Below are 20121 nucleotides of genomic sequence, written 5' to 3'. Positions count from 1 at the left end.
GATGATTTCCGAGCTTCGCATAAAAGACTACGCCCTGATGGAGACGATCAACGTCAGCTTCCAAAAGGGTCTGAACATCCTGACCGGTGAGACGGGCGCGGGCAAATCAATCATAGTCGGAGCACTTGGTCTTGCGCTCGGCGAGAAAGGAAGTTCCGGCACAATCCGCGCGGGCAGGGATTTTGCCGAGGTGGAAGCCACCTTTGACCTCGGGGGGGAGAAAGAGACTATCAAGAGGCTTAAGGATTCCGGCTTCACGACAGACAAAGAAGAGTTAACACTCAAAAGAGTCATCCACAGAACGGGGAGGACGAGATGCTATGTGAATGGTAGTCCGGTTACGCTCTCGGATTTGAGACTTGCCTCTGATTTACTGGTCGATATCCATGGGCAGCACGAACACCAGGCCTTGCTCAAGCCAGAGACTCATATCGATTTCCTCGATAGCTTTGCGGGAATAGAGAAAGAGCGGGAGAGGTTCAGTGGACTCTTCGAAAAGCGAAACAGGCTAACAGAAGAGATCGGAAGGAGAGAGAAAGAAGCAGAGAGGCTGCGCGAGACTGAAGAGCTATACAGGTTCCAGAAAAGGGAGATAGAATCTGCAAATGTGGGTGAAGCCGAAGAGGAAGCGCTCGAGTCAGAAAGGAAAGTCCTCGAGAACAGCGAAAGACTGATTGTTGCCGCAAGTGAAGCTTACCACAGGCTGTACGAGGACGAAGGGAGCGTATCGGAGGTTGTGGCTTCACTGAAACGGCTGCTCGAAGAGATTTCAGGAATTGACCAAAGTATGAAACCTCATCTGGAAGAGATTACATCCGTGAGCAATCAGCTTGATGAGATAGGCAGGGGAATAGGCCGGTACAGAGACGATATCCACCACGACCCTGAGAGGCTTGAGGACGTGAGGACCAGACTCGACGTGATCAGATCATTGAAAAAAAAGTATGGTGGGTCAATAGAATCAGTGCTGGAGTACGGGGACCACATTGATGGTCAGTTAAAAAGACTGGATCAAAGCTCTTTAGATGTGACAGAGTTGAAGGAAGATGTAAGAAATACCGAAAAGGAGATGTCCGCTCTTGCCCGAGTTCTTTCAGAGGCAAGGAAAACGACCGCTGAGGAGTTTGAAAAGAAGGTCGCCGCAGTACTGAAGGAGCTTGGAATGGCGAAGTGCCGGTTTGTGGCGCAGATCGATAGAGAGGAGTGTGATGAGGGACCAGTAGTCGTTGAGAAGAAGAGGTTCACCACGTCTCCCAATGGCATTGACATGGTGGAATTCCTTCTGTCCGCAAACCCGGGAGAACCGGTCAAACCTCTGGCCAGGATTGCCTCCGGTGGAGAAACATCGAGGATAATGCTTGGACTCAAGAGTATTCTCTCAGATGTAGACAAGGTGGGAACCCTCATTTTTGACGAGGTGGATATAGGTATCGGCGGGAGGGTTGCTGAGTCGGTTGGGAAGAAACTGAAGAGGGTTGCCAAATCCAGACAGGTGATATGCATCACTCACCTTCCCCAGATAGCTATTCAGGGGGACAATCATTATGCGGTGACAAAAGAGGTGAAGGGGAGGCAAACCTTTACATCGATAAGCATTCTGGAATCTCGGGACAGGGTGATGGAAGTCGCAAGGATGCTTGGTGGAAAGAAGATTACAGACGCAACCCTGAACGCTGCAAGAGAGATGCTGAAGAGTGTGGGGTGAAGAATTGAGAAAGCACGAGAGGCCAGAGTTTTGCACTGGCAGATGTAGGCGCGACAACAGCTTCGTTTCCGGCGCGTCATGTCTATTTGGGCAGTGACCGTTTACCAAGGGGGAGGCTTTGATGACAGTGGCAGGTTTTCAGGAGTTGATAAAGCGTATCTATTTCAAAAAGGATAGTGCAAGAGGGCTTGCGGGAACTTTCATGTGGTTCACAGAAGAGGTGGGAGAGCTTTCCAGGGCTTTGCTCCTGAATGATATTTCAAAGGCAAGAGAGGAATTCGCAGATGTTGCAGCATGGCTGGTCAGCCTGGCCACAATTGCCGGAATCGACATGCAGGAGGCTATTAAGAAGTACAAAGATGGATGTCCCAAATGTGGTCAGATTCCCTGCCAGTGCAGCGAGAGGGGATGAAAACGGATCTCATTCAGGGAAAGGAGAGGCTTCGCCGTAGGTTCACAAAGTGAGGAGGCGCCATGAAAGGAATCAGTTTCTTGTTGACCAGTGTATTCCTTAACGTCCTTGGGCAGGTCGCATTCAAAGCTGGAATGTTGAAGATTGGTGAGATCATGTTCCACCCGACCAAAATATTCCAGATTGGCGTGCAGATTTTCTCCAAACCCATCATTCTTCTCGGCGTTTTTCTTTACGCAGTCAGTGCTTTTTCGTGGATCATCGGCCTTTCCAAGGCAGAACTGAGTTTCGCTTATCCGATGTTGAGCATTGGCTACATCTTGATATTCTTCCTCTCGGTATGGCTCTTTAGAGAACCATTCAGCATACCCAGACTGATTGGAACTATCGTTGTTTGCGGGGGATTGGTCCTCGTCGCACGGTCATGAGTAGAATTCTGCTCAAGTGGATCGCCCTGTTTCTCGTTCTGGCAGGATTTCTTTCCGCCAATGTAGCCTTTAAGGCGCGCGCATACCCAGAAAAGCCCCTTTACGTGAGCGACTCGGCAATGAGATACCGGTACGCAAATATGGTTTCAAGAGGTGAACAGATACCGGAAGTCGACAAGAAACTCCAGGCACCCGAAGGACTAAAAGTAAGATCGTTACTCTTTCTTTTTCAGGACAAGACCATAGGTCTCACATACAGGATATTTTCGGCGTTCAACCCAAGAGTTTCATTTGACCTGTACCTGAAATGGTTTGTGTGTATTTTTTCAAGTTTCCCTGTTGTAGCTGTTTTTTTCGTGGGTAGCTCCGTTTGGAAAAATCGGATGTCAGGCCTCATAGCAGCGGCTTTCTATGCTGTATCAATCCCGAGTTTCGAAAGGGTGGTCGGCCACTACCTGAGGGAGGAGTTTGCACTTCCTTTCCTATTCTTTAGCCTATACTTCTTTCTTGGTTCGATTGGTCACTCTCAGAATAGAAAGGCGGCAAATGCCTATGGCTTTTTTGCGGGCGTGTTCACTTTTCTTGCCCTCTCGTCCTGGCACCTCAGCAGTTTCTATTTTCTGGTCTTCCTTGTAGGTGTGGCAATCGTTGCTTTTTCCAGAGCAGACCTCAAGCCGGTGATGAGGCCCACATTGTACGTGGTTGGATTTGCTGTGCTCGCAGGTTTTTTGAATGAGCCCTTGAGAGCAAGGCTGTTTCTCGCATCCTTCTCCGCGGTTATCGGGTACTGTCTCGTTGTCACCTATGCAGCCTCTCTTCGGTTCAGAATGGATAGACGTACAGCAGCGGGCGTGTTGATTCCTCTGATTATCGTCTCCCTTGTTCTTGTCGCTCTTCTTACGCCGAATAGAGGAGAGTATGGCCACGTGTACTCTTTGGTTTTCTCAAAAGCACAATTCCTCCTGGACAAACCTGATGATCCTGGGTCTCTCTCTCGCGATGCCCGCCTGTTATGGCTGGGGCCTTTCCAGAGTCCGAGCCTCTTCTCATTCCTTTATGGATTTGGTGCAATCATCCTGGCTTCCATTTACCCTTTAGGAGTTCTACTCCGTCGATGGGTAAGAAGAAGGGCAACACAGAGCCAGGAGATTATTCTATTCATGTCTCTCGTATTCTTTCTGCTCTTTCTTTTCATTAGAAGGCTGGAGATTTTTGCGGTATTCTTTATTGTAGTACTGATTGCAGGTATCTACGAGTTGTTGAGGGGAAAAGGACTGTTCATAGCCCTATCTTTGCTGTCGGTCATTTTTGCGTTTGAGGCATTCAAAGCGACTACACACCTGAGACCTTCACCGATAACGGAAACTCTAAGGCGCATCAAGAGGCCCCAAGTTGAAAGGCCATCCATCCACGACAGGGATAGGACTGAGATTTTCAGATGGATAGAAAGATTTACTCGGGCGGATGCCGTTTTTCTCGCGCGTTTTGCTGTCAGCCCAATGATTGCGACCTACGGTCAGAGAACCGCCGTACTCCATCCCATATTTGAGACGAAGCACATAAGGGAGAAAGTGTATGAGTGTACTTCTTCTTTTTTCCGGACAGAAAAGGAACTCTACGATGTGTGCAGGAAATATGGAGCCGACCATGTGCTTTACGAAGCTAACCAGCTCTTGGATAACGGCGAGCTGGGCGATAGGTATTTAACCGACAACCTCAAATTGATGACGGACTGCGCGGCCTTCAAGCTGCACTTTGCACCCGAAGGGCTTCACTACTTCACGCCGATTTTCCAGACCGACTACTTCAGAGTTTTTGAAGTTCGAGAGAAACCAGGAGAACAAGAAGCACACTATCTCCGCTACTCACCTCAGTATGATCCTTCACTCTTTATGGTTGAGGAAATGGGCCCTTCGTTCTCTGACAGCCTGGTCAATGTTGCATGGGAGTCAATTGAGAAGGCGCTTGGCCTTGTCCAGCATGCAGCTGCTCTGGCAGCAGAAGGTGGTTTCAGTGATGCCGCTCGGATGTTCAATATTGCGCTGGGACTTATGCCCAGGCTGGACAGAGCCAGACTCGCACTCGCACAGTGTTACAGGAGGATCGGAAGATATGACCTTGCGGTAGCCGAGTACAGGAAGATGATAGAGTTAGACCCGCTGAATGTGAGGGTCTATATCGCACTCGCAGGTAATTACAGGGAGCAGAATCTTCTGATGAGGGCTGTGGATGTCCTGCAAGAAGGCCTGGAGCTGCTCCCCATGGATTTGAATCTTCAGTATCGTGTGGCTGAAAACTACAGGGATCTTGGGGACACAGCAGAAGCCGTGGAGTACTACGAAAGAATCTTGGAAATAGACCCTTCAAACGGATATGCTAGAAACGAGATAGAGCGGCTGCGTGGGATAACAGACAAATTCCAATGACCAAGCACCAAATGACAAGCAAATTCCAATAACCGATGACCGAAATTCCAAACGAATGGCGGTTCAAGTTTGTGATTTGTGATTTGGGATCTATTTGGAGCTTGGAATTTGGAGGTGTCATTTGACGTTTGCTTGTTTACCTTGACTATATGGTTCGGGGCATCTAAAATACGGTGATATGGGTGAATTTGAAGTTGTTTCGGATTTCAAACCGACGGGTGATCAGCCAGAAGCGATAAAGCAGCTTGTTCGCGGCATCGAGCGCGGCCAGCGCTGTCAAACTCTTCTTGGGGTGACCGGCTCTGGCAAGACTTTCACAATTGCGAATGTTATTGCAAAGGTGCAGAAACCGACCCTTATCTTTTCCCACAACAAGACACTGGCCGCCCAGCTCTATGGAGAGTTCACTGGCTTTTTCCCACATAACGCCGTCGAATATTTTATCAGTTACTATGATTACTACCAACCCGAGGCCTACGTACCTCAGACCGACACCTACATAGAAAAGGACGCCTCCATAAACGATGACATAGAACGGCTCAGGTTGAAGGCAACAACCAGTCTTCTCGAGAGGCGGGATGTGGTGATAGTTGCAAGCGTATCCTGCATTTACAATATAGGCGCTCCCCAGGAGTTTATGGCTAAGCTGATTTCGCTGGAACTTGACCAGGAGATGGAAAGAGATGATCTCCTCCGGTCTCTCGTTGACTTACAGTACGTCCGGAACGATTTGGATTTTGCCAGGGGATCATTCAGGGTGAGAGGAGACGTTGTTGACATACACCTGGCATATGAGAAGAAGGGCGTAAGGGTGGTTTTCGACGGGAGTAGGATTGCCGATGTCTACGAGATAGACGTGCTCAAGGGTCAGGAAATCGAGAAAAAGATAAAGGTTCTTATCTATCCAGCCAAACACTTCCTTACCAACTACCCAGCAGTCTCTCATGCCCTGAAAAACATTGAGAAAGAGCTGGGAGAGAGAGTTGCGGAGTTCAAGTCGGCCGGGAAACTGCTCGAAGCTCAGAGGCTCGAAACTCGCACCCGATATGATATGGAGATGCTGAAGGAGGTGGGATACTGCCCCGGAATAGAAAACTACTCCCGGCAGCTTGACGGAAGAAAACCTGGGGAAAGACCTTCCTGTCTCCTAGACTATTTCCCGCGTGACTTCCTTTTGGTAATCGATGAGTCACACGTCACGATTCCTCAGATAGTTGGTATGTATCATGGCGATAGGTCAAGGAAAGAGACCCTTGTGGAGTATGGTTTCAGGCTGCCATCTGCACTTGACAACCGACCTCTGAAGTTTGAGGAGTTTGAGTCGCTCATCAATGAGGTGATATTTGTGTCAGCTACCCCTGCGGAGTTTGAGTTGAAGAAATGCAAGGGGGTTGTCGTCGAACAGATAATCAGGCCGACAGGTCTGGTTGACCCGAAGGTGAGCATAAAGCCGGCAGAGAACCAGATTGACGACTTGCTTGAACAGATAAGGAAAAGGGTGGAGAATAAGGAACGGGTGCTGGTCACTACACTGACAAAGAGGATGGCAGAGGATCTGGCAGACTACCTGAGAGGCCTTGGAATCAAAGTGAGATACATGCATTCTGAGATAGGGGCGATCGAGCGGGTGGAGATACTGAGAGGTTTGAGGCTGGCTGACTTCGATGTTCTTGTTGGCATCAACCTGCTGCGAGAAGGTTTGGATCTGCCGGAAGTCTCGCTGGTTGCCATACTCGATGCGGATAAGGAAGGGTTCTTGAGATCTGAGACCTCTTTGGTTCAGACAGCGGGGAGGGCTGCCCGAAATCTGGCTGGTGAAGTTCTTCTGTACGCTGATAAAATTACGGGTTCGATGGAGCGTGCTCTGAAAGAGATGGAGAGGAGGAGAAAAAAGCAGGTTAAATACAACAAGAAGTACGAGATAAAGCCAAGGAGCATTGTCAAGTCTGTAGATGAGGTGATGCGAGCAACATCAGTAGCAGACGCCAAGGAATTGGAAAAGGTTGGGGAAGAAAAGGAAGACTATGTTACCGATCTTGATAGACTGGATGCCATCGATAGATTGAGACAGGAGATGAAGCAGGCGGCTGATGAACTTGAGTTTGAGAAGGCTGCCAGACTCCGAGACAGGATCAGAAAAATTGAGGCTGAGATAAGGCTGGGAGGCTCTTCTTGGATGAGAAGAAAGTGAATCCGGATAGAGGTAAGGTCGCGGAGATTGTCCGTATGGCGCTGAAGGAGGATATTGGCTCGGGCGACGTAACAACCAACTTGATAGTCCCCGAAGAGGCTCGCGCTCTTGGCGTGATAACCTCCAAAGAAGATGGAATACTGTGTGGCGTAGAAGTGTCCAGGGCTGTGTTTGAGCAGGTTGATCCCGAGCTAGAGTTTGAGAAACTGATGGAAGATGGGGATACGCTTTCCTATGGATCGGTTTGTGCCCGAATAAAGGGTCGCGCCCGGTCGTGTCTCACAGGCGAGAGGGTGGCTTTGAATCTGGTTCAAAGAATGTCCGGAGTGTCAACTCTAACCTACGAATTTGTGAAGGCTGTTGAGGGGACCGGAACAATCATTATGGACACGAGAAAGACCACACCGGGCCTCAGGATGTTAGAAAAATACGCAGTTCGCGTCGGCGGCGGAGAGAATCATAGATTTGGCCTTTACGATATGGTGCTGATCAAAACGAGTCACCTGGAGCCAGCGGGAGGGATAGAGGCAGCGGTCAAGAAGGTGAAGGAGGCCGATGGTGCCGGTATGAAGATAGAGGTGGAAGTCAGCAATTTGCGAGACCTTCGTGTAGCTCTGGACACGGGCGTCGACAGGATTATGCTCGATAACATAAGAATAGAGGACATGACAAAAGCTGTACAGATGGCTGGTGGAGTTGAGCTCGAGGCCTCGGGCAGGATCAATCTGTGGAACGTACGAAAAGTGGCTGAGACCGGCGTAAGATATATTTCGGTGGGAGCACTGACTCACTCTGCTGCTGCGATTGATATGAGCCTCAGGCTTCGCCAGATAGGTGTGTGAATGGTCGTATCCAGTTGGAAGAGAGAAGACATTCTGAAGATGATCCGCGAGAATCTGAGTGAGCGAGTATTTCAGGTCTTCCAGATTTGCGGCAAGGTGGGAGACAAGAGGGATACAAATACGTTTGTGGTTGGAGGTTCTGTCAGAGACATTCTGCTCTCAAAACCGAGTCTGGACATTGACATAGTCGTTGAGGGTGACGGTCTTGAGTATTCGAGAGCTCTAAAAGATGAAATCAAAGGCGAATTGAAGACCTACGGAACTTTTGGGACAGCTACGATCAAATCAAAAGACGGCGTAAGAATTGATATCGCTTCAGCGAGAAGAGAGGAGTACGAGAGCCCTGCTGTGCTTCCGAAAGTGTCGGTAGGCAATCTGAAGGATGATATGTACAGAAGAGATTTCACCATAAACAGCATGGCCATCGCTCTCAATCGCAAGTCCTTCGGTGAGCTGATAGATTTGTTCTCAGGAGCAAGAGACCTGTCGAGAGGAGTCGTTAGAGTCCTGCACGACAAGTCGTTTGAAGACGATCCCACCAGGATCGTACGCGCCGTGAGGTTTGAGACGAGACTCGGTTTCAGGATGGATGAGAAGACCGAAAAGCTTCTGAAGAATGCTCTCACTTCCAGAATGCTGGAAAGACTGACTCCTGAGAGGAAGAGGTATGAAGTTGAACTCGCCTTTAGCGAGGAAAGGCCAGACCTGATTGCCGAAAGGATGCGAAAGCTAAACATCTTTGGACATCTAGCCCGGGGGCTAAGAGGGCCAGACAAAAAGCATGTTGAGAGAATCCAGAATTCGATTGGGAAGTTCAGAAAGTCCCTGAAGCCTAAAACGTGGACTGTGTATACCATCGCGATTGCCGACGCCCTTCCGTTTGGTCAGGCGGTTGCCTTTGCGAGGTCGCTTTCTCTGCCCAAGAAACAGATTCAGAAGATAATCCAGGTGAAGATGGCCAAGCCTGAGGTGACAAGGCTGGATAGCGATGAGGATATTGCACCGTCTTCGGTGTATAGAATTCTCGAAGGTCTTTCCCCGGAGGGCCTGGTCTATATGTACTCGCTTGCCAAAAAGGAGATTGCAAAGAAGAGGATCGAGGAGCATATCAAAAACTACAGGACAAAAAGGATTCTGATAACAGGCGATGACATAAAGAGGCTTGGAATAAGCGAAGGGCCCATCTTCTCAACCATCCTCGAGAAGGTTCTTGACGCGAGGGTTGATGGAGTTGTTGGAAGTTACGAAGATGAAATGGAGCTTGCAAAAAAGATAGTGGAGGTTTCTTGAATGTCTGGTGCTCAGGTGTGGGCGATTCCTCCTTTTCTGCTGGCCTTGACCGTGCACGAGTTTGCTCATGGACTAATTGCAGAGAAATTCGGTGATTCTACTGCCAGGATGATGGGCAGGATAACATTGAATCCCCTGCCTCACATTGACCCAATCGGGACGATAATCCTTCCGGCTTTCCTCATACTGGTTCGCTCACCTTTCATCTTCGGCTGGGCGAAACCAGTTCCAGTCAATCCTTTCAATCTAAGGAACCCCAAGAAGGATATGATCTGGATTTCTCTCGCAGGGCCTGCTGCCAACCTGATATTTGCTTTCATATGCGGCCTCATCTTACGGGTGTCTCTCCTTTTCTTCTCTTCAGGCCCCATTATCGTTATGCTTGCCTGGGGAGTAATAATCGGCCTCGTTCTTGCGGCGTTCAATCTCATCCCGGTTCCTCCTCTGGACGGATCTGGCATATTGAAAGGGCTACTTCCGGATCGCATGCAAGAGGGCTATGCCAAATACGAGAGATTCGGATTTATCATACTGCTAGGTCTATTCACAATTGGGCGGCCCATTATCGGCCTGTTCGTGTTTCCTTTTGTCGGCATTTTTTCATTGCTTTTCACAGGCAAGACCATGTTCTACATCTTTAGACTGATAGGGTTATGAGCCCACGCTTCGGGACAATACCTGCACTAGTGGATTTTGCGGCCGAGACGTACAAGGACAAGCCTGCGCTGCAGATACGACGAGGCGGACGGTTTTTCCAGATCTCTTTTCAGGAACTGAAGTCTCGGTCGGAGAAGGTTGCGGGAGGCCTTGTTGCAGTGGGAGTGAGTCCTGCTGGCCGCATAGCAATTCTGTCTGAGAATAGGCCCGAGTGGGCGATCTCGTATCTTGCCACGTTGAGAGCAGGCTGCACTGCTGTTCCCCTCTGTTCTCAACTGAAGACTCAGGAACTAAGGCACATAATGTCAGTTGTGAAGTCGGAGTATCTATTTGCTTCCGCCAGGCACCTTGAGCAGGCCTTTGAGATAACTGAAGGGCTCCGCTTTTTCAAAGGAGTCATATCTCTGGATGGCGAATCAGAGTTAACCCTGGCTGACCTTATCGTTAAGGGAGAAGATGCGCAATCGCTTCCTCCCATGCCTTCGCCTGAGGGGCTTGCAGTCCTCCTCTTCACCTCCGGGACGACCGGGAAAGCAAAAGGGGTGATGCTTTCGCACAAGAACATAGTTTCCAATGTCATGTCAACGTATGAGGGTTTGAGTTACGGTTCTGTTGACAATCTCATTTCGGTTCTTCCTCTCTATCATACCTTTGAGGCGACATGCGGTATGCTCTCGCCACTTGCCAAAGGTGCGAGTGTGACCTACGCGCGCAGTCTTAAGTCGACCGAAATAGTAAAAGACATACAGGATTCAGGTGCAACCATAATGCTGTGTGTACCGCTCCTGTATGAGAAGCTTCTTGCTGGTATCCACAGAAGACTGAAAAATGCCCGTGTTCTGGACCGCGGTCTTTTCAGGACAGCCTGGGGTATTTCCAAGGGGCTGGAACACCTCCATGTGCGTCCTGGAAAGATGTTGTTCAAATCTCTGAGAAAGAGAGCAGGTCTCCAGACACTTCGGCTCATGATTTGTGGAGGTGCCCCGCTTTCTCCTGAGGTTGGGCTGGCCTTCCGGAGGCTCGGTTTCACATTTCTTGAAGGTTACGGCCTGACAGAAGCCTCTGCAGTCGTCACTGTGGACAGGGAGGGGAAGGAGAGGCTTGGTTCTGTGGGCCCGGCTCTACCTGGAATCGACCTGAGGATCGACAATCCTGATGAGAATGGAATCGGCGAGATCGCGGTAAGGGGCGATAGTGTGATGCTCGGCTACTTCGAGGATCCACAGGGGACCGCGAAGACAATAAGGGACGGCTGGCTTTACACAGGTGATCTTGGAAGACTGGACAAGCATGGTTATCTTTACATTACCGGCAGAAGCAAGAACCTGATCGTCACCAAAGCCGGAAAGAATGTCTATCCAGAAGAGATAGAGGAAGAACTTCTGAAATCCGATTTCGTGAAGGAGGTTGTTGTTGTGGGAAGGACTGATCCTCAGACCAAGAGGGAAAGAATTCATGCCATGGTCTATCCCGACTACGAGATGATAGATGCTGAGGGCGAAGTGAAGGGAAGGGCGTACACAAAAGAAGAAGTCGAAGCTCTGATTGGGGAAGAAGTGAAGAAATGCAATGAAGGCCTGGCAGACTACAAGAAAATGAAGGAGTTCGAACTGAGAGAGGAAGAGTTCCCCAAGACGGCAACAGGAAAGATAAAGCGGTATCTGTTTCAGGAGAAAGCCTTAAGGCTCTAAAGATATACGGCCATAAAGTACAAAGTACGAATTGCGAAGTGCGAAATAAACTGAGAAACTGCAAACTTCAAACTGCGAACCGAAAAAGACCCATGTCCCTCAGAGAGGACATGAGCTATTTTTCGTCCTGTTTAGTCTTTGTTAGAGGTCGCAAGCGAAGCGCAGTGAGCTCCTTACAAAGAGTTAATCCTGAGAGGATCGAAGGGAGCGGGAGCGAAGGATCTGCTTCCAACAGACTGCGGATCGCCGGTTTTAGAACCCCACCCTTTTCCCCGGTGCCATGTTTGCGGGGCTTCGCCCGTGTAGCCCGTTTTACAGCCTGCAGCAGCTTTGGTCGTACAACGTATGCAAGCTGTCAGCTCAGGGTTCATTCAACCGTTGAACACTTGAACTCTTGAACCATTGTTCAGTCTGTTTCTGCTTGACGCTTGGCCTGCGCGTGTTGTACTATAATCGGGCCATGACCGACAAAAACAAGTTTAGACTCGACTTCATATTAATAGCACTATCCATTTGTGTTGCAAGTGCTTGCGGATGCATGTATGGCTTCACCGGAGCTCTCAGAGGCGAGATAAGGACCGTCGCAATTCCTGTGTTTGAAAACACTACCCTGAAGTATGGGCTTGAAACTGTTTTTACTGAAAAGGCTCTGGATGCATTTGTTGAAGATGGCAGACTGAAGGTGGTGGCTGAGAGAAATGCAGACAGTATCCTTCTGTGTACAATCACTAACTTCAGCAGAGCTGCGTTTTCCTACGACGAATCTGGAAATGTGAAACAAGACAAGGTTACCATAACTTTAAGTGTACTCTACAAGGATGCTCAAACTGATGAACCAATTCTGCATAAGAAAGAGATGGCTGAATGGGGAACATACTTCCTTGACTCAGAAACCGAAGATGATGCCATATCTGAGGCAGCACTGAAATTTGGCCGTGACATAATAAGTGAGATTGTATCGGCATGGTAGAGAAAACTGATTCGACCGGGAACTCGCTTTTGCTTTGCAATGGCCAGATTCACACATTGGATGAGGCAAAGCCCCTTGCTGAAGCTGTCCTCATCGAGTCTGGGGGGTTTAGACGCGTGGGGAGTAACGATGAGCTTTCATCCGCTCATGCTTCTCTAAAGCTCGATTTGCAGGGAGTGGCCGTTTTTCCAGGGTTCATAGACAGCCATGTCCATCTGCTTTCATACGGGCTCTCGCTGCGAGAAGTGGATTTGACCTCTGCTTCATCCATAGATGATGTACTGGACATGATAAGGAACGCCGGAGAAAAGGGCGGCGTTGTGAGGGCCTCTCTGTTGGATCCTGAGTCGCTTAGAGAGGGGAGGTATCCCACAAGAGCAGAACTCGATTCTGTCTTCAAGGAGAGGGCTGTATTTGTCAAACGCCGCGATGAACATAGTTCCATATTGAACAGTGCTGCGTTCAAACTTCTGGGTTTGTCCGGGGAGATGACCGGGATTGAGGTTGATCCTTCAACCGGCGAACCCACTGGTGTGCTCAGACAGCGGGCAAACCAGGTGGCTCTTGAGAGGTTTCACGGGATGATTGACGAAGGTGAAATGAAAGACGCATACATTGAAGGATGTTGGAATGCGGCAGAGAAAGGTGTCACTACTGTCCATTGCCTCATAGGTGCAGACGAAAGCCCAGAAAGGAAGGATTGGGAGATCCTCAAGGGGATTCTGGAGGAGCTTCCAGTAAGGATAGTTCCGTACTTTCAAACCAGAGACGTGAATAAGATACTGGGCATGGGTCTTGATAGAATCGGCGGCTGTATTCTGGTTGATGGTTCAATTGGCTCAAGAACGGCCGCGTTTTCTGAAGATTACTGCGACGATCCCGGAAACAAAGGGTGCCTTTATTTGGGAGATGAGGAACTGACGTCATTCTTTGAGCTTTCAGAGAAAGTTAATCTCCAAATTGCAGTCCATGCAATAGGAGATAGAGCGGTTGAGCAGGTCATAAACTGCTATGAGAAAGTATTGGCCAAGTCTGGCGTCAGAGATCAGAGACACAGGATAGAACACGCCGAATACGTACGCGAAGAACAGTTTGAAAGAATTGCCAGGTTGAAGATATGCCTGGGTATGCAGCCAGCCTTTGAGGGTTTCTGGGGTCAGACTGAGGGCATGTATGAGAGAAGACTTGGGAAAGACAGGGCAAGAAGGCTCAATTCTTTCAATACCGCGTTGAAGCATGGCGTACGTATTGCAGGCGGCTCGGATGCTCCGATCACTCCGGTTGACCCTATATATGGAATTCACTGCGCGGTAAACCATCCATCCGAAGAATCGAGATTGAGTGTGGAGAGAGCGATCAAGATGTTTACAGAGGGGGGAGCATACATAGCCCACAAGGAGTCGGAGATTGGTGTAATCAAGCCGGGCTACCTTGCCGATGTAGTTGGACTGTCTGCTGACCCGTTTTCTTTCAAGCCGGACAAGATCGAGGATATTCAAGTTGTGCTCGTCATCCAAAATGGAAAGGTACTCATAAACAAACTTCCCGGGTCAGGCCAGGCAGAGGCCAGGCAAGGTGCCGGATATGCCTAGGAGAACTGCCCTTTATGATAGGCACGTAAGACTTGGCGGCAAGATGGTCAAGTTCGCCGGGTTTGAGATGCCTGTGGCTTATCAGAAGGGGATCATGTCTGAGGCAAAAAGGGTGAGATCCACTGCCGGACTCTTTGATGTATCACACATGGGCGAAATAGAAATCACCGGGAGTGATGCCCTCGAGTTTTTGAGCAAGATAATAACGAACGACGCAGCCAGTCTGAATGAGTTTCAGGTGCAGTACACCTGCATGTGTTATCCAGACGGAGGGATAGTTGATGATCTGCTGGTGTACAGGCTGCGTGACAAATACCTCCTGGTGGTGAATGCAGCAAACACTATGAATGACCTCGAATGGATAGTGGATTACAAGCTCGGCTTTGCCGGCACAGTATCTATTGAAAACACCAGCAACAGTATTTCACAACTCGCTCTTCAGGGCCCTGATTCTCAGCGGATCCTGGGCAAGCTCGTAGATCTTGATTTGGAAGAGATCAAATACTACTACTGCCAATATACAAAGGTGGCCGGGAAGGAGGTGTTGGTCTCCAGAACTGGATACACGGGAGAGGATGGCTTTGAAATCTACTCGAATGTAGACGATGCAGGCCTTCTCTGGGATGCAATTCTGGAGGCGGGTAATGAGAGTGAGATTGAGCCGGTTGCTCTGGGTGCGCGTGATCTTTTGAGGCTGGAGATGGGGTACTGCCTGTATGGTTACGACATAGATGAGACGACCACCCCTCTAGAAGCACGGCTTGGTTGGGTGACGAAGTTGAAGAAGGATGAGTTCGTGGGTAAAGACGCTCTTGTCAAGCAGAAGGAAGGTGGCTTAAAGAGAAGACTCGTCTCATTCGAAGTGAAGGGCAAGGCCATTGCCAGACAGGGTTATTCCATCCTTTCTGACGGGAGAAGGATAGGCGATGTGACAAGCGGGAACTTCTCCCCAAATATCGAGAAGTCGATTGGGATGGGATATGTTGAATTAGGTCTGGAGGCTGAGGGGACCGGGATCGAAATCGACGTAAGGGGAAAATCAGTGGAAGGAGTGATAATCAACTCACCATTCGTCAAGAGCACATCTCTCAAGAGATGATCTCGTGAAGCGGCGTTTAAGGAAACATGGGAGGAAAGGATGAGTAAGATACCCCCGGAGCTGAAGTATACGAGAGAACATGAGTGGGCGAGAATCGATGGCGACATTGCAGTGGCCGGGATATCCGACTATGCACAGAATGAGCTCTCAGATGTTGTGTATGTTGAGCTTCCCAAGGTCGGAAGCAAAGTCAAGATGAGCGAAAAGTGTGGCACGATAGAAGCAGTGAAAGCTGTGGTAGACTTGCTCGCCGTGGTAAGTGGAGAGATAGTGGAGATAAACCAATCTCTTTCTACCTCGCCTGAGCTGGTCAACTCAGATCCCTATGGAGAAGGGTGGATGTTGAAGATAAAGATGGACAATCCACCGGAGACTGGTTCTCTTCTTTCCGCCGAGGACTATGGCAAATTGACCAAAGAAACCGGGCACTAACATGCCGTTCATACCAAACACAGACGAAGATAGAAGAAAAATGCTGGAGCGGATTGGAGTTGCCGACTTCGCTTCTCTGCTCCAAGACATCCCTGAGGAATTGAGGTTGAAATCCCGCCTGGACCTCCCGGAACCTCTCTCAGAGATGGAGGTTAGAAGAGCGGCCGATTCCCTATCCCGGAAGAATGTGAGTCAAGAAAATGCCGTCTCCTTTATGGGTGCTGGAGTTTACGACCACTACATCCCCAGCGTGATTGACAAGATAGTGTCCAGGGCTGAATACTATACAGCGTACACTCCCTATCAGCCTGAGGTGAGCCAGGGTACCCTGCAAGTGATATACGAATACCAGTCTATGATATGTGAACTGACCGGTATGGAGGTCTCCAATGCAAGCATGTATGATGGAGCCTCTGCCCTGGCCGAAGCTGCTCTCATGGGTAGATCAATAAACGGAAGGGAAGAGATAATCCTTGCGTCCACCATACATCCACGCTACAGGAGCGCAGTCAAGACCTATCTCCACCATCTTTGCTGCTTGATTGAAATACCACATGAGAGTGGTGTTTCAGATTTGGACTATATGTCCGACAAAGTTGGTGACAACACTTGTGCGATTGTCGTTCAGCAACCCAACTTCTTCGGCTGTTTGGAAGACGTCTTTGAAATGGCGAAGATGGCGCATGATGCGGGTGCAGTGTTAATCAGTTGCGTTGATCCAGTCTCCCTCGGGGTGATTGCGCCACCGGGAGACTACGGGGCAGACATAGCTGTAGGTGAAGGACAGCCTCTGGGTCTCCCTTCAAGCTTTGGTGGTCCGTTTCTGGGGATATTCGCCAGCAAAAGTGAGCACGTGCGGAAAATGCCCGGAAGGCTTGTGGGAAGAACAACAGATCTTGATGGCCAGGAGGGTTTTGTGCTGACTCTTCAGACGAGGGAACAGCACATCAGAAGAGAGAGAGCCACATCAAACATATGCACCAATGAAGCCCTTTGTGCTCTTTCCTCATGTGTTTACCTTGCGCTTATGGGAAAACAGGGACTGTGTGATGCAGCGAAGCTTTGCATGGAGAAAAGCCACTACCTGGCAGAGCGTATTTCGGAACTGGACGGTTTTCAGCTTCCTTTCTCTGCCCCCTTTTTCAAGGAATTTGCAGTGAAGTGCCCCATCCATCCTGAGAAGTTCATCGCTTCGCTCGTGGAAAAGGGGTTCATCCCCGGTGTTCCTTTAGGAAGATTCGACAGCTCGCTGTCGGATATGCTTCTTCTGGCAGTAACTGAGAAGAGGACAAAACAGGAGATGGATTCCCTGGTTTCCTTGTTGAGGGAGGGGCCAGACTAGAAACAAATCACAATAACCAAGGACCAAATTGCAAACAAATTCCAAGGACCAAATCTCAAGCTATGAGCGAAGATCAATAATCGAAACCGCAGAGTAAGCGACCATTTCCGTCCGTGCCTGGGACCTGTTTGGAGTTTGGGATTAGTCTGGTGCTTGGAATTTGTCTTCAGTTTGGGATTTGGAGCTTGCGATTTGTTTTGAACCTGGAATTTGTGATTTGATCCTGAGTTCGGTTTTGCCAACAAAATCGGAGAGTTACGCAATTGGTGAAGTATGTGTATTCTGCGAGGTACGGCGTTGACTTTCAGGGCCATGTGTTTCCTGCTGAAAAGTACAGACTCATATACAACTCGCTGAAAAAACTCGGATCTCTTGACAATTCCAGAGTGTGTGAGCCCCGAATGCCCACCAAAGAAGACTTACTCCTCGCTCTCACACCCGAGTATCTTGAGGATCTTTTAGGTCTCAGATGGGCTTCTTCAACAGTCCGTTCCGAAATGGCTCTCACGGCCGAGATAGTTGAGTTCTCCAGACTGACGGTGGGAGGAACCATCCTTGCCTGCGTTGAGGCTATGAGGTGTGGGATCGGATTCCACATAGGGGGAGGTTTCCATCATGCCTTTCCCGACCACGCGGAAGGTTTCTGCTACATGAACGACATTGCGGTAGCCGTACGCAAGATGCAGAACGAGGAAATCGCAAAGAAGCTTGCAGTCATCGACTGTGACCTGCACCAGGGGAATGGGACTGCTTACATTTTTCTCGATGATCCGGATGTGTTCACCTTTTCGATTCATCAGGAAGACCTTTACCCCATAAAGCAGAGAAGCGATCTGGATGTAGGACTTGACTATTTCGCAGGTGACCAGGAATATCTTGAGAAGATCCGATTTCATGTACCCAGGATTATGGACAGCCACAATCCGGATTTGATGGTGTATGTTGCAGGTGCGGACCCGTATGAGGGAGACAAGCTTGGTACACTGCAGTTGAGCAAAGAGGGGTTGAAAGAGAGGGATACAATCGTGATTCAGTCTGCAAGAGAAAGGGATATTCCTGTGGCAGTTGTTCTTGCTGGGGGGTACGCAGCAAACACCATGGATACGGTCGAAATACACGTGAATACGTGCCTGGTTTGTGAAAAAATTGAACATTCGGGAAAGACGAACTAAGAACATGAAGAACCGTCAGATAGCCGAACTCTTCGAGAGGATTGCTGACGCTCTAGAATTGAAAGGGGAGAGTGTCTTCCGCATCAATGCTTATAGAAAAGCGGGGAGGGTTCTCAGGGATCTGACCAACGATATTGAAGAACTCCACTCCGAAGGAAAGCTTAAGGAAATCCCCGGGATAGGAGAGGGCATCTCCAGGAAGATTGATGAATATTTGACGACAGGAAAGATGACCAAGTACGTGGAAGTAACTGCCGGAATCGGGGAGGAACTGCTTGACCTTCTGGGTGTACAGGGGCTGGGTCCAAAGACATTAGCACTGGCACACGAGAAGCTGGGTGTCAAGAACCTGGATGATCTAAAGAAAGTCATAGAAGATGGGAGTCTTGCCCATTTGCCAGGCATGGGTGAGAAAAAAACAGAAAACATAGGGAAAGGGATTGATCTGTTCGAGAAGGCGAAAGGGAGAATACCTCTAGGAAAAGCAGTTCCCATCGCTCTCAGGATAGTGGATGCCATGAAATCCCGGAAGGGCCTCAAGGATATTTCACCCGCCGGCTCACTGCGAAGGATGGCCGAGACAGTGGGCGATATTGATATTCTTGCCACAGGGGCCAGGCGGTCGGAGATTATGAAGGGCTTTACACAGCTTCCATTCGTTACGGATATTCTAGCCAGGGGAAGCACCAAAGGGTCAGTCATGATTGATGATGAGACGCAGGTCGATCTGAGAGTTGTGAAAACGGCCGCCTTTGGAGCCGCCCTTCAATACTTCACCGGGTCCAAAGCTCACAATGTGAAGCTGCGGACTATGGCGAGGGAAAGAGGGCTAAAGCTGAGTGAATACGGGATCTTCAAGGGAGAAAGAAGGATCGCAGGAGTCAGGGAGGAGGATGTATATAGAGCTCTCGGGCTCCCATGGATTCCTCCTGAATTGAGGGAGGACAGAGGAGAGGTGGAGGCGGCTCAGAGTGGAGGACTTCCAGAGCTGGTGGAGAAAGAGGACATTCTCGGAGACCTCCACGTTCATTCCTCGTATTCTGATGGGAACGCGTCCATTGAGGACTTGGCGGCTTCTGCAAAGAAGCTCGGGCTGAAATACATAGCCATTTGTGATCACTCGAAGTATGCAAAGTATGCGGGCGGTATTGACGAAGAAACTCTACGCAGACAGACTAAAGAGATTGACGAGCTTAACGAGAAGCTTAAGGGGTTTAGAATACTCAAGGGGATAGAAATTGACATTCTCAGAGATGGGTCACTCGACTTTGCCGATGAGATCTTGGAAAAACTTGACATAGTGGTCGCGTCAATCCATTCAGGTTTCAGGCAAAACGTTACTCACAGAATGATAAGAGCAATGCAGAACCCACATGTGGATGTGATTTGTCATCCCACCGGAAGGTTGATCTCCCGAAGAGAAGGTTATGAAGTTGACATCCAGGCAGTGATGAAAGCGGCGGCAGAAACCCGGACCGCACTTGAGATAAACGCCTATTTCGACAGGCTGGACCTCAATGATTTGAACGCGAAGAAAGCAAAAGAGATGGGAGTCAAGATGTCAATAGGGACAGATTCTCATAGCGTGGAGACTCTATGGTATGTCAGTCTTGGCGTGGGTGTTGCCAGAAGGGGCTGGCTTGAGAAGAAAGATTTATTGAACACCCTTAAGGCAGACCATCTGCTGCGGAGAAGGAAATGACGTGGATTCGTTTTTTCCAATTCCTCGTTGATAATTGAATCGACTTCTGCTATCGCATCAAGTAGATTCAGGAATCGCTCGCTTTTAGGATCGTTCGGAAGAGACAGTTCGGTTTTTGCGATTTGAGTTCACTTGAGACCGAGGAAAGGAAACTGCCGGACTGTGCTCCG

16 protein-coding genes are annotated in these 20121 nt (G+C 49.3%); all 16 read left to right on the top strand.

Going from position 1 to position 20121, the window contains the following annotated elements; genetic code table 11:
• The first annotated feature begins 1 nt into the window (after position 1).
• The gene (recN, locus tag E3J62_10730; GenBank protein TET44324.1) at positions 2-1705 is read left to right on the top strand and encodes a DNA repair protein RecN; all 1704 of its coding nucleotides are present in this window, start codon (positions 2-4) and stop codon (positions 1703-1705) included.
• A gap of 121 nt (positions 1706-1826) precedes the next feature.
• Positions 1827-2117, top strand: a complete 291-nt coding sequence (locus E3J62_10725; GenBank protein TET44323.1) for a nucleotide pyrophosphohydrolase — start codon at positions 1827-1829, stop codon at positions 2115-2117.
• Positions 2118-2179: 62 nt separating this feature from the next.
• A complete protein-coding gene (locus E3J62_10720; protein ID TET44322.1) occupies positions 2180-2545 on the top strand; it encodes a hypothetical protein in 366 nt (121 codons plus the stop codon).
• The gene (locus E3J62_10715; GenBank protein TET44321.1) at positions 2542-4971 is read left to right on the top strand and encodes a tetratricopeptide repeat protein; all 2430 of its coding nucleotides are present in this window, start codon (positions 2542-2544) and stop codon (positions 4969-4971) included. Before E3J62_10720 ends, E3J62_10715 begins: the two co-directional genes overlap by 4 nt.
• A 178-nt stretch (positions 4972-5149) precedes the next feature.
• The gene (uvrB, locus tag E3J62_10710; protein TET44320.1) at positions 5150-7162 is read left to right on the top strand and encodes an excinuclease ABC subunit UvrB; all 2013 of its coding nucleotides are present in this window, start codon (positions 5150-5152) and stop codon (positions 7160-7162) included.
• Between the two features lie 35 nt (positions 7163-7197).
• Positions 7198-8004, top strand: a complete 807-nt coding sequence (nadC, locus tag E3J62_10705; GenBank protein TET44331.1) for a carboxylating nicotinate-nucleotide diphosphorylase — start codon at positions 7198-7200, stop codon at positions 8002-8004.
• Positions 8005-9294, top strand: a complete 1290-nt coding sequence (locus E3J62_10700; protein ID TET44319.1) for a CCA tRNA nucleotidyltransferase — start codon at positions 8005-8007, stop codon at positions 9292-9294.
• Positions 9295-9951: a site-2 protease family protein gene (locus E3J62_10695; GenBank protein TET44318.1), complete on the top strand. Its 657-nt coding sequence runs from the start codon at positions 9295-9297 to the stop codon at positions 9949-9951. It begins immediately after the preceding gene.
• Positions 9948-11642: a long-chain fatty acid--CoA ligase gene (locus E3J62_10690; GenBank protein TET44317.1), complete on the top strand. Its 1695-nt coding sequence runs from the start codon at positions 9948-9950 to the stop codon at positions 11640-11642. Before E3J62_10695 ends, E3J62_10690 begins: the two co-directional genes overlap by 4 nt.
• A gap of 460 nt (positions 11643-12102) precedes the next feature.
• Positions 12103-12612, top strand: a complete 510-nt coding sequence (locus E3J62_10685) for a hypothetical protein (GenBank protein TET44316.1) — start codon at positions 12103-12105, stop codon at positions 12610-12612.
• Positions 12606-14204 carry an amidohydrolase gene (locus E3J62_10680; protein TET44315.1) on the top strand — a complete coding sequence of 533 codons (1599 nt, stop codon included), beginning with the start codon at positions 12606-12608 and terminating at the stop codon, positions 14202-14204. The genes E3J62_10685 and E3J62_10680 overlap by 7 nt, the downstream gene beginning before the upstream one ends.
• On the top strand, positions 14197-15303 hold the full coding sequence (gene gcvT, locus E3J62_10675; GenBank protein ID TET44314.1) for a glycine cleavage system aminomethyltransferase GcvT: 1107 nt from the start codon (positions 14197-14199) through the stop codon (positions 15301-15303). Before E3J62_10680 ends, gcvT begins: the two co-directional genes overlap by 8 nt.
• 39 nt (positions 15304-15342) lie before the next feature.
• Positions 15343-15735 carry a glycine cleavage system protein GcvH gene (gene gcvH, locus E3J62_10670; protein ID TET44313.1) on the top strand — a complete coding sequence of 131 codons (393 nt, stop codon included), beginning with the start codon at positions 15343-15345 and terminating at the stop codon, positions 15733-15735.
• Position 15736: 1 nt separating this feature from the next.
• The gene (locus tag E3J62_10665) at positions 15737-17077 is read left to right on the top strand and encodes an aminomethyl-transferring glycine dehydrogenase subunit GcvPA (GenBank protein ID TET44312.1); all 1341 of its coding nucleotides are present in this window, start codon (positions 15737-15739) and stop codon (positions 17075-17077) included.
• Positions 17078-17340: 263 nt separating this feature from the next.
• On the top strand, positions 17341-18249 hold the full coding sequence (locus E3J62_10660; GenBank protein TET44311.1) for a histone deacetylase: 909 nt from the start codon (positions 17341-17343) through the stop codon (positions 18247-18249).
• A gap of 4 nt (positions 18250-18253) precedes the next feature.
• Positions 18254-19951 carry a DNA polymerase/3'-5' exonuclease PolX gene (gene polX / locus E3J62_10655; protein TET44310.1) on the top strand — a complete coding sequence of 566 codons (1698 nt, stop codon included), beginning with the start codon at positions 18254-18256 and terminating at the stop codon, positions 19949-19951.
• The last annotated feature ends 170 nt before the right edge of the window (positions 19952-20121 follow it).

The organism is candidate division TA06 bacterium (assembly GCA_004376575.1).
Classification (GTDB): Bacteria; Hydrothermota; DG-26; order E44-bin18; family E44-bin18; genus E44-bin18.
The sequence above is the reverse complement of the archived record's forward strand: the minus strand, read 5'-3'. Positions and strand labels throughout refer to the sequence as shown.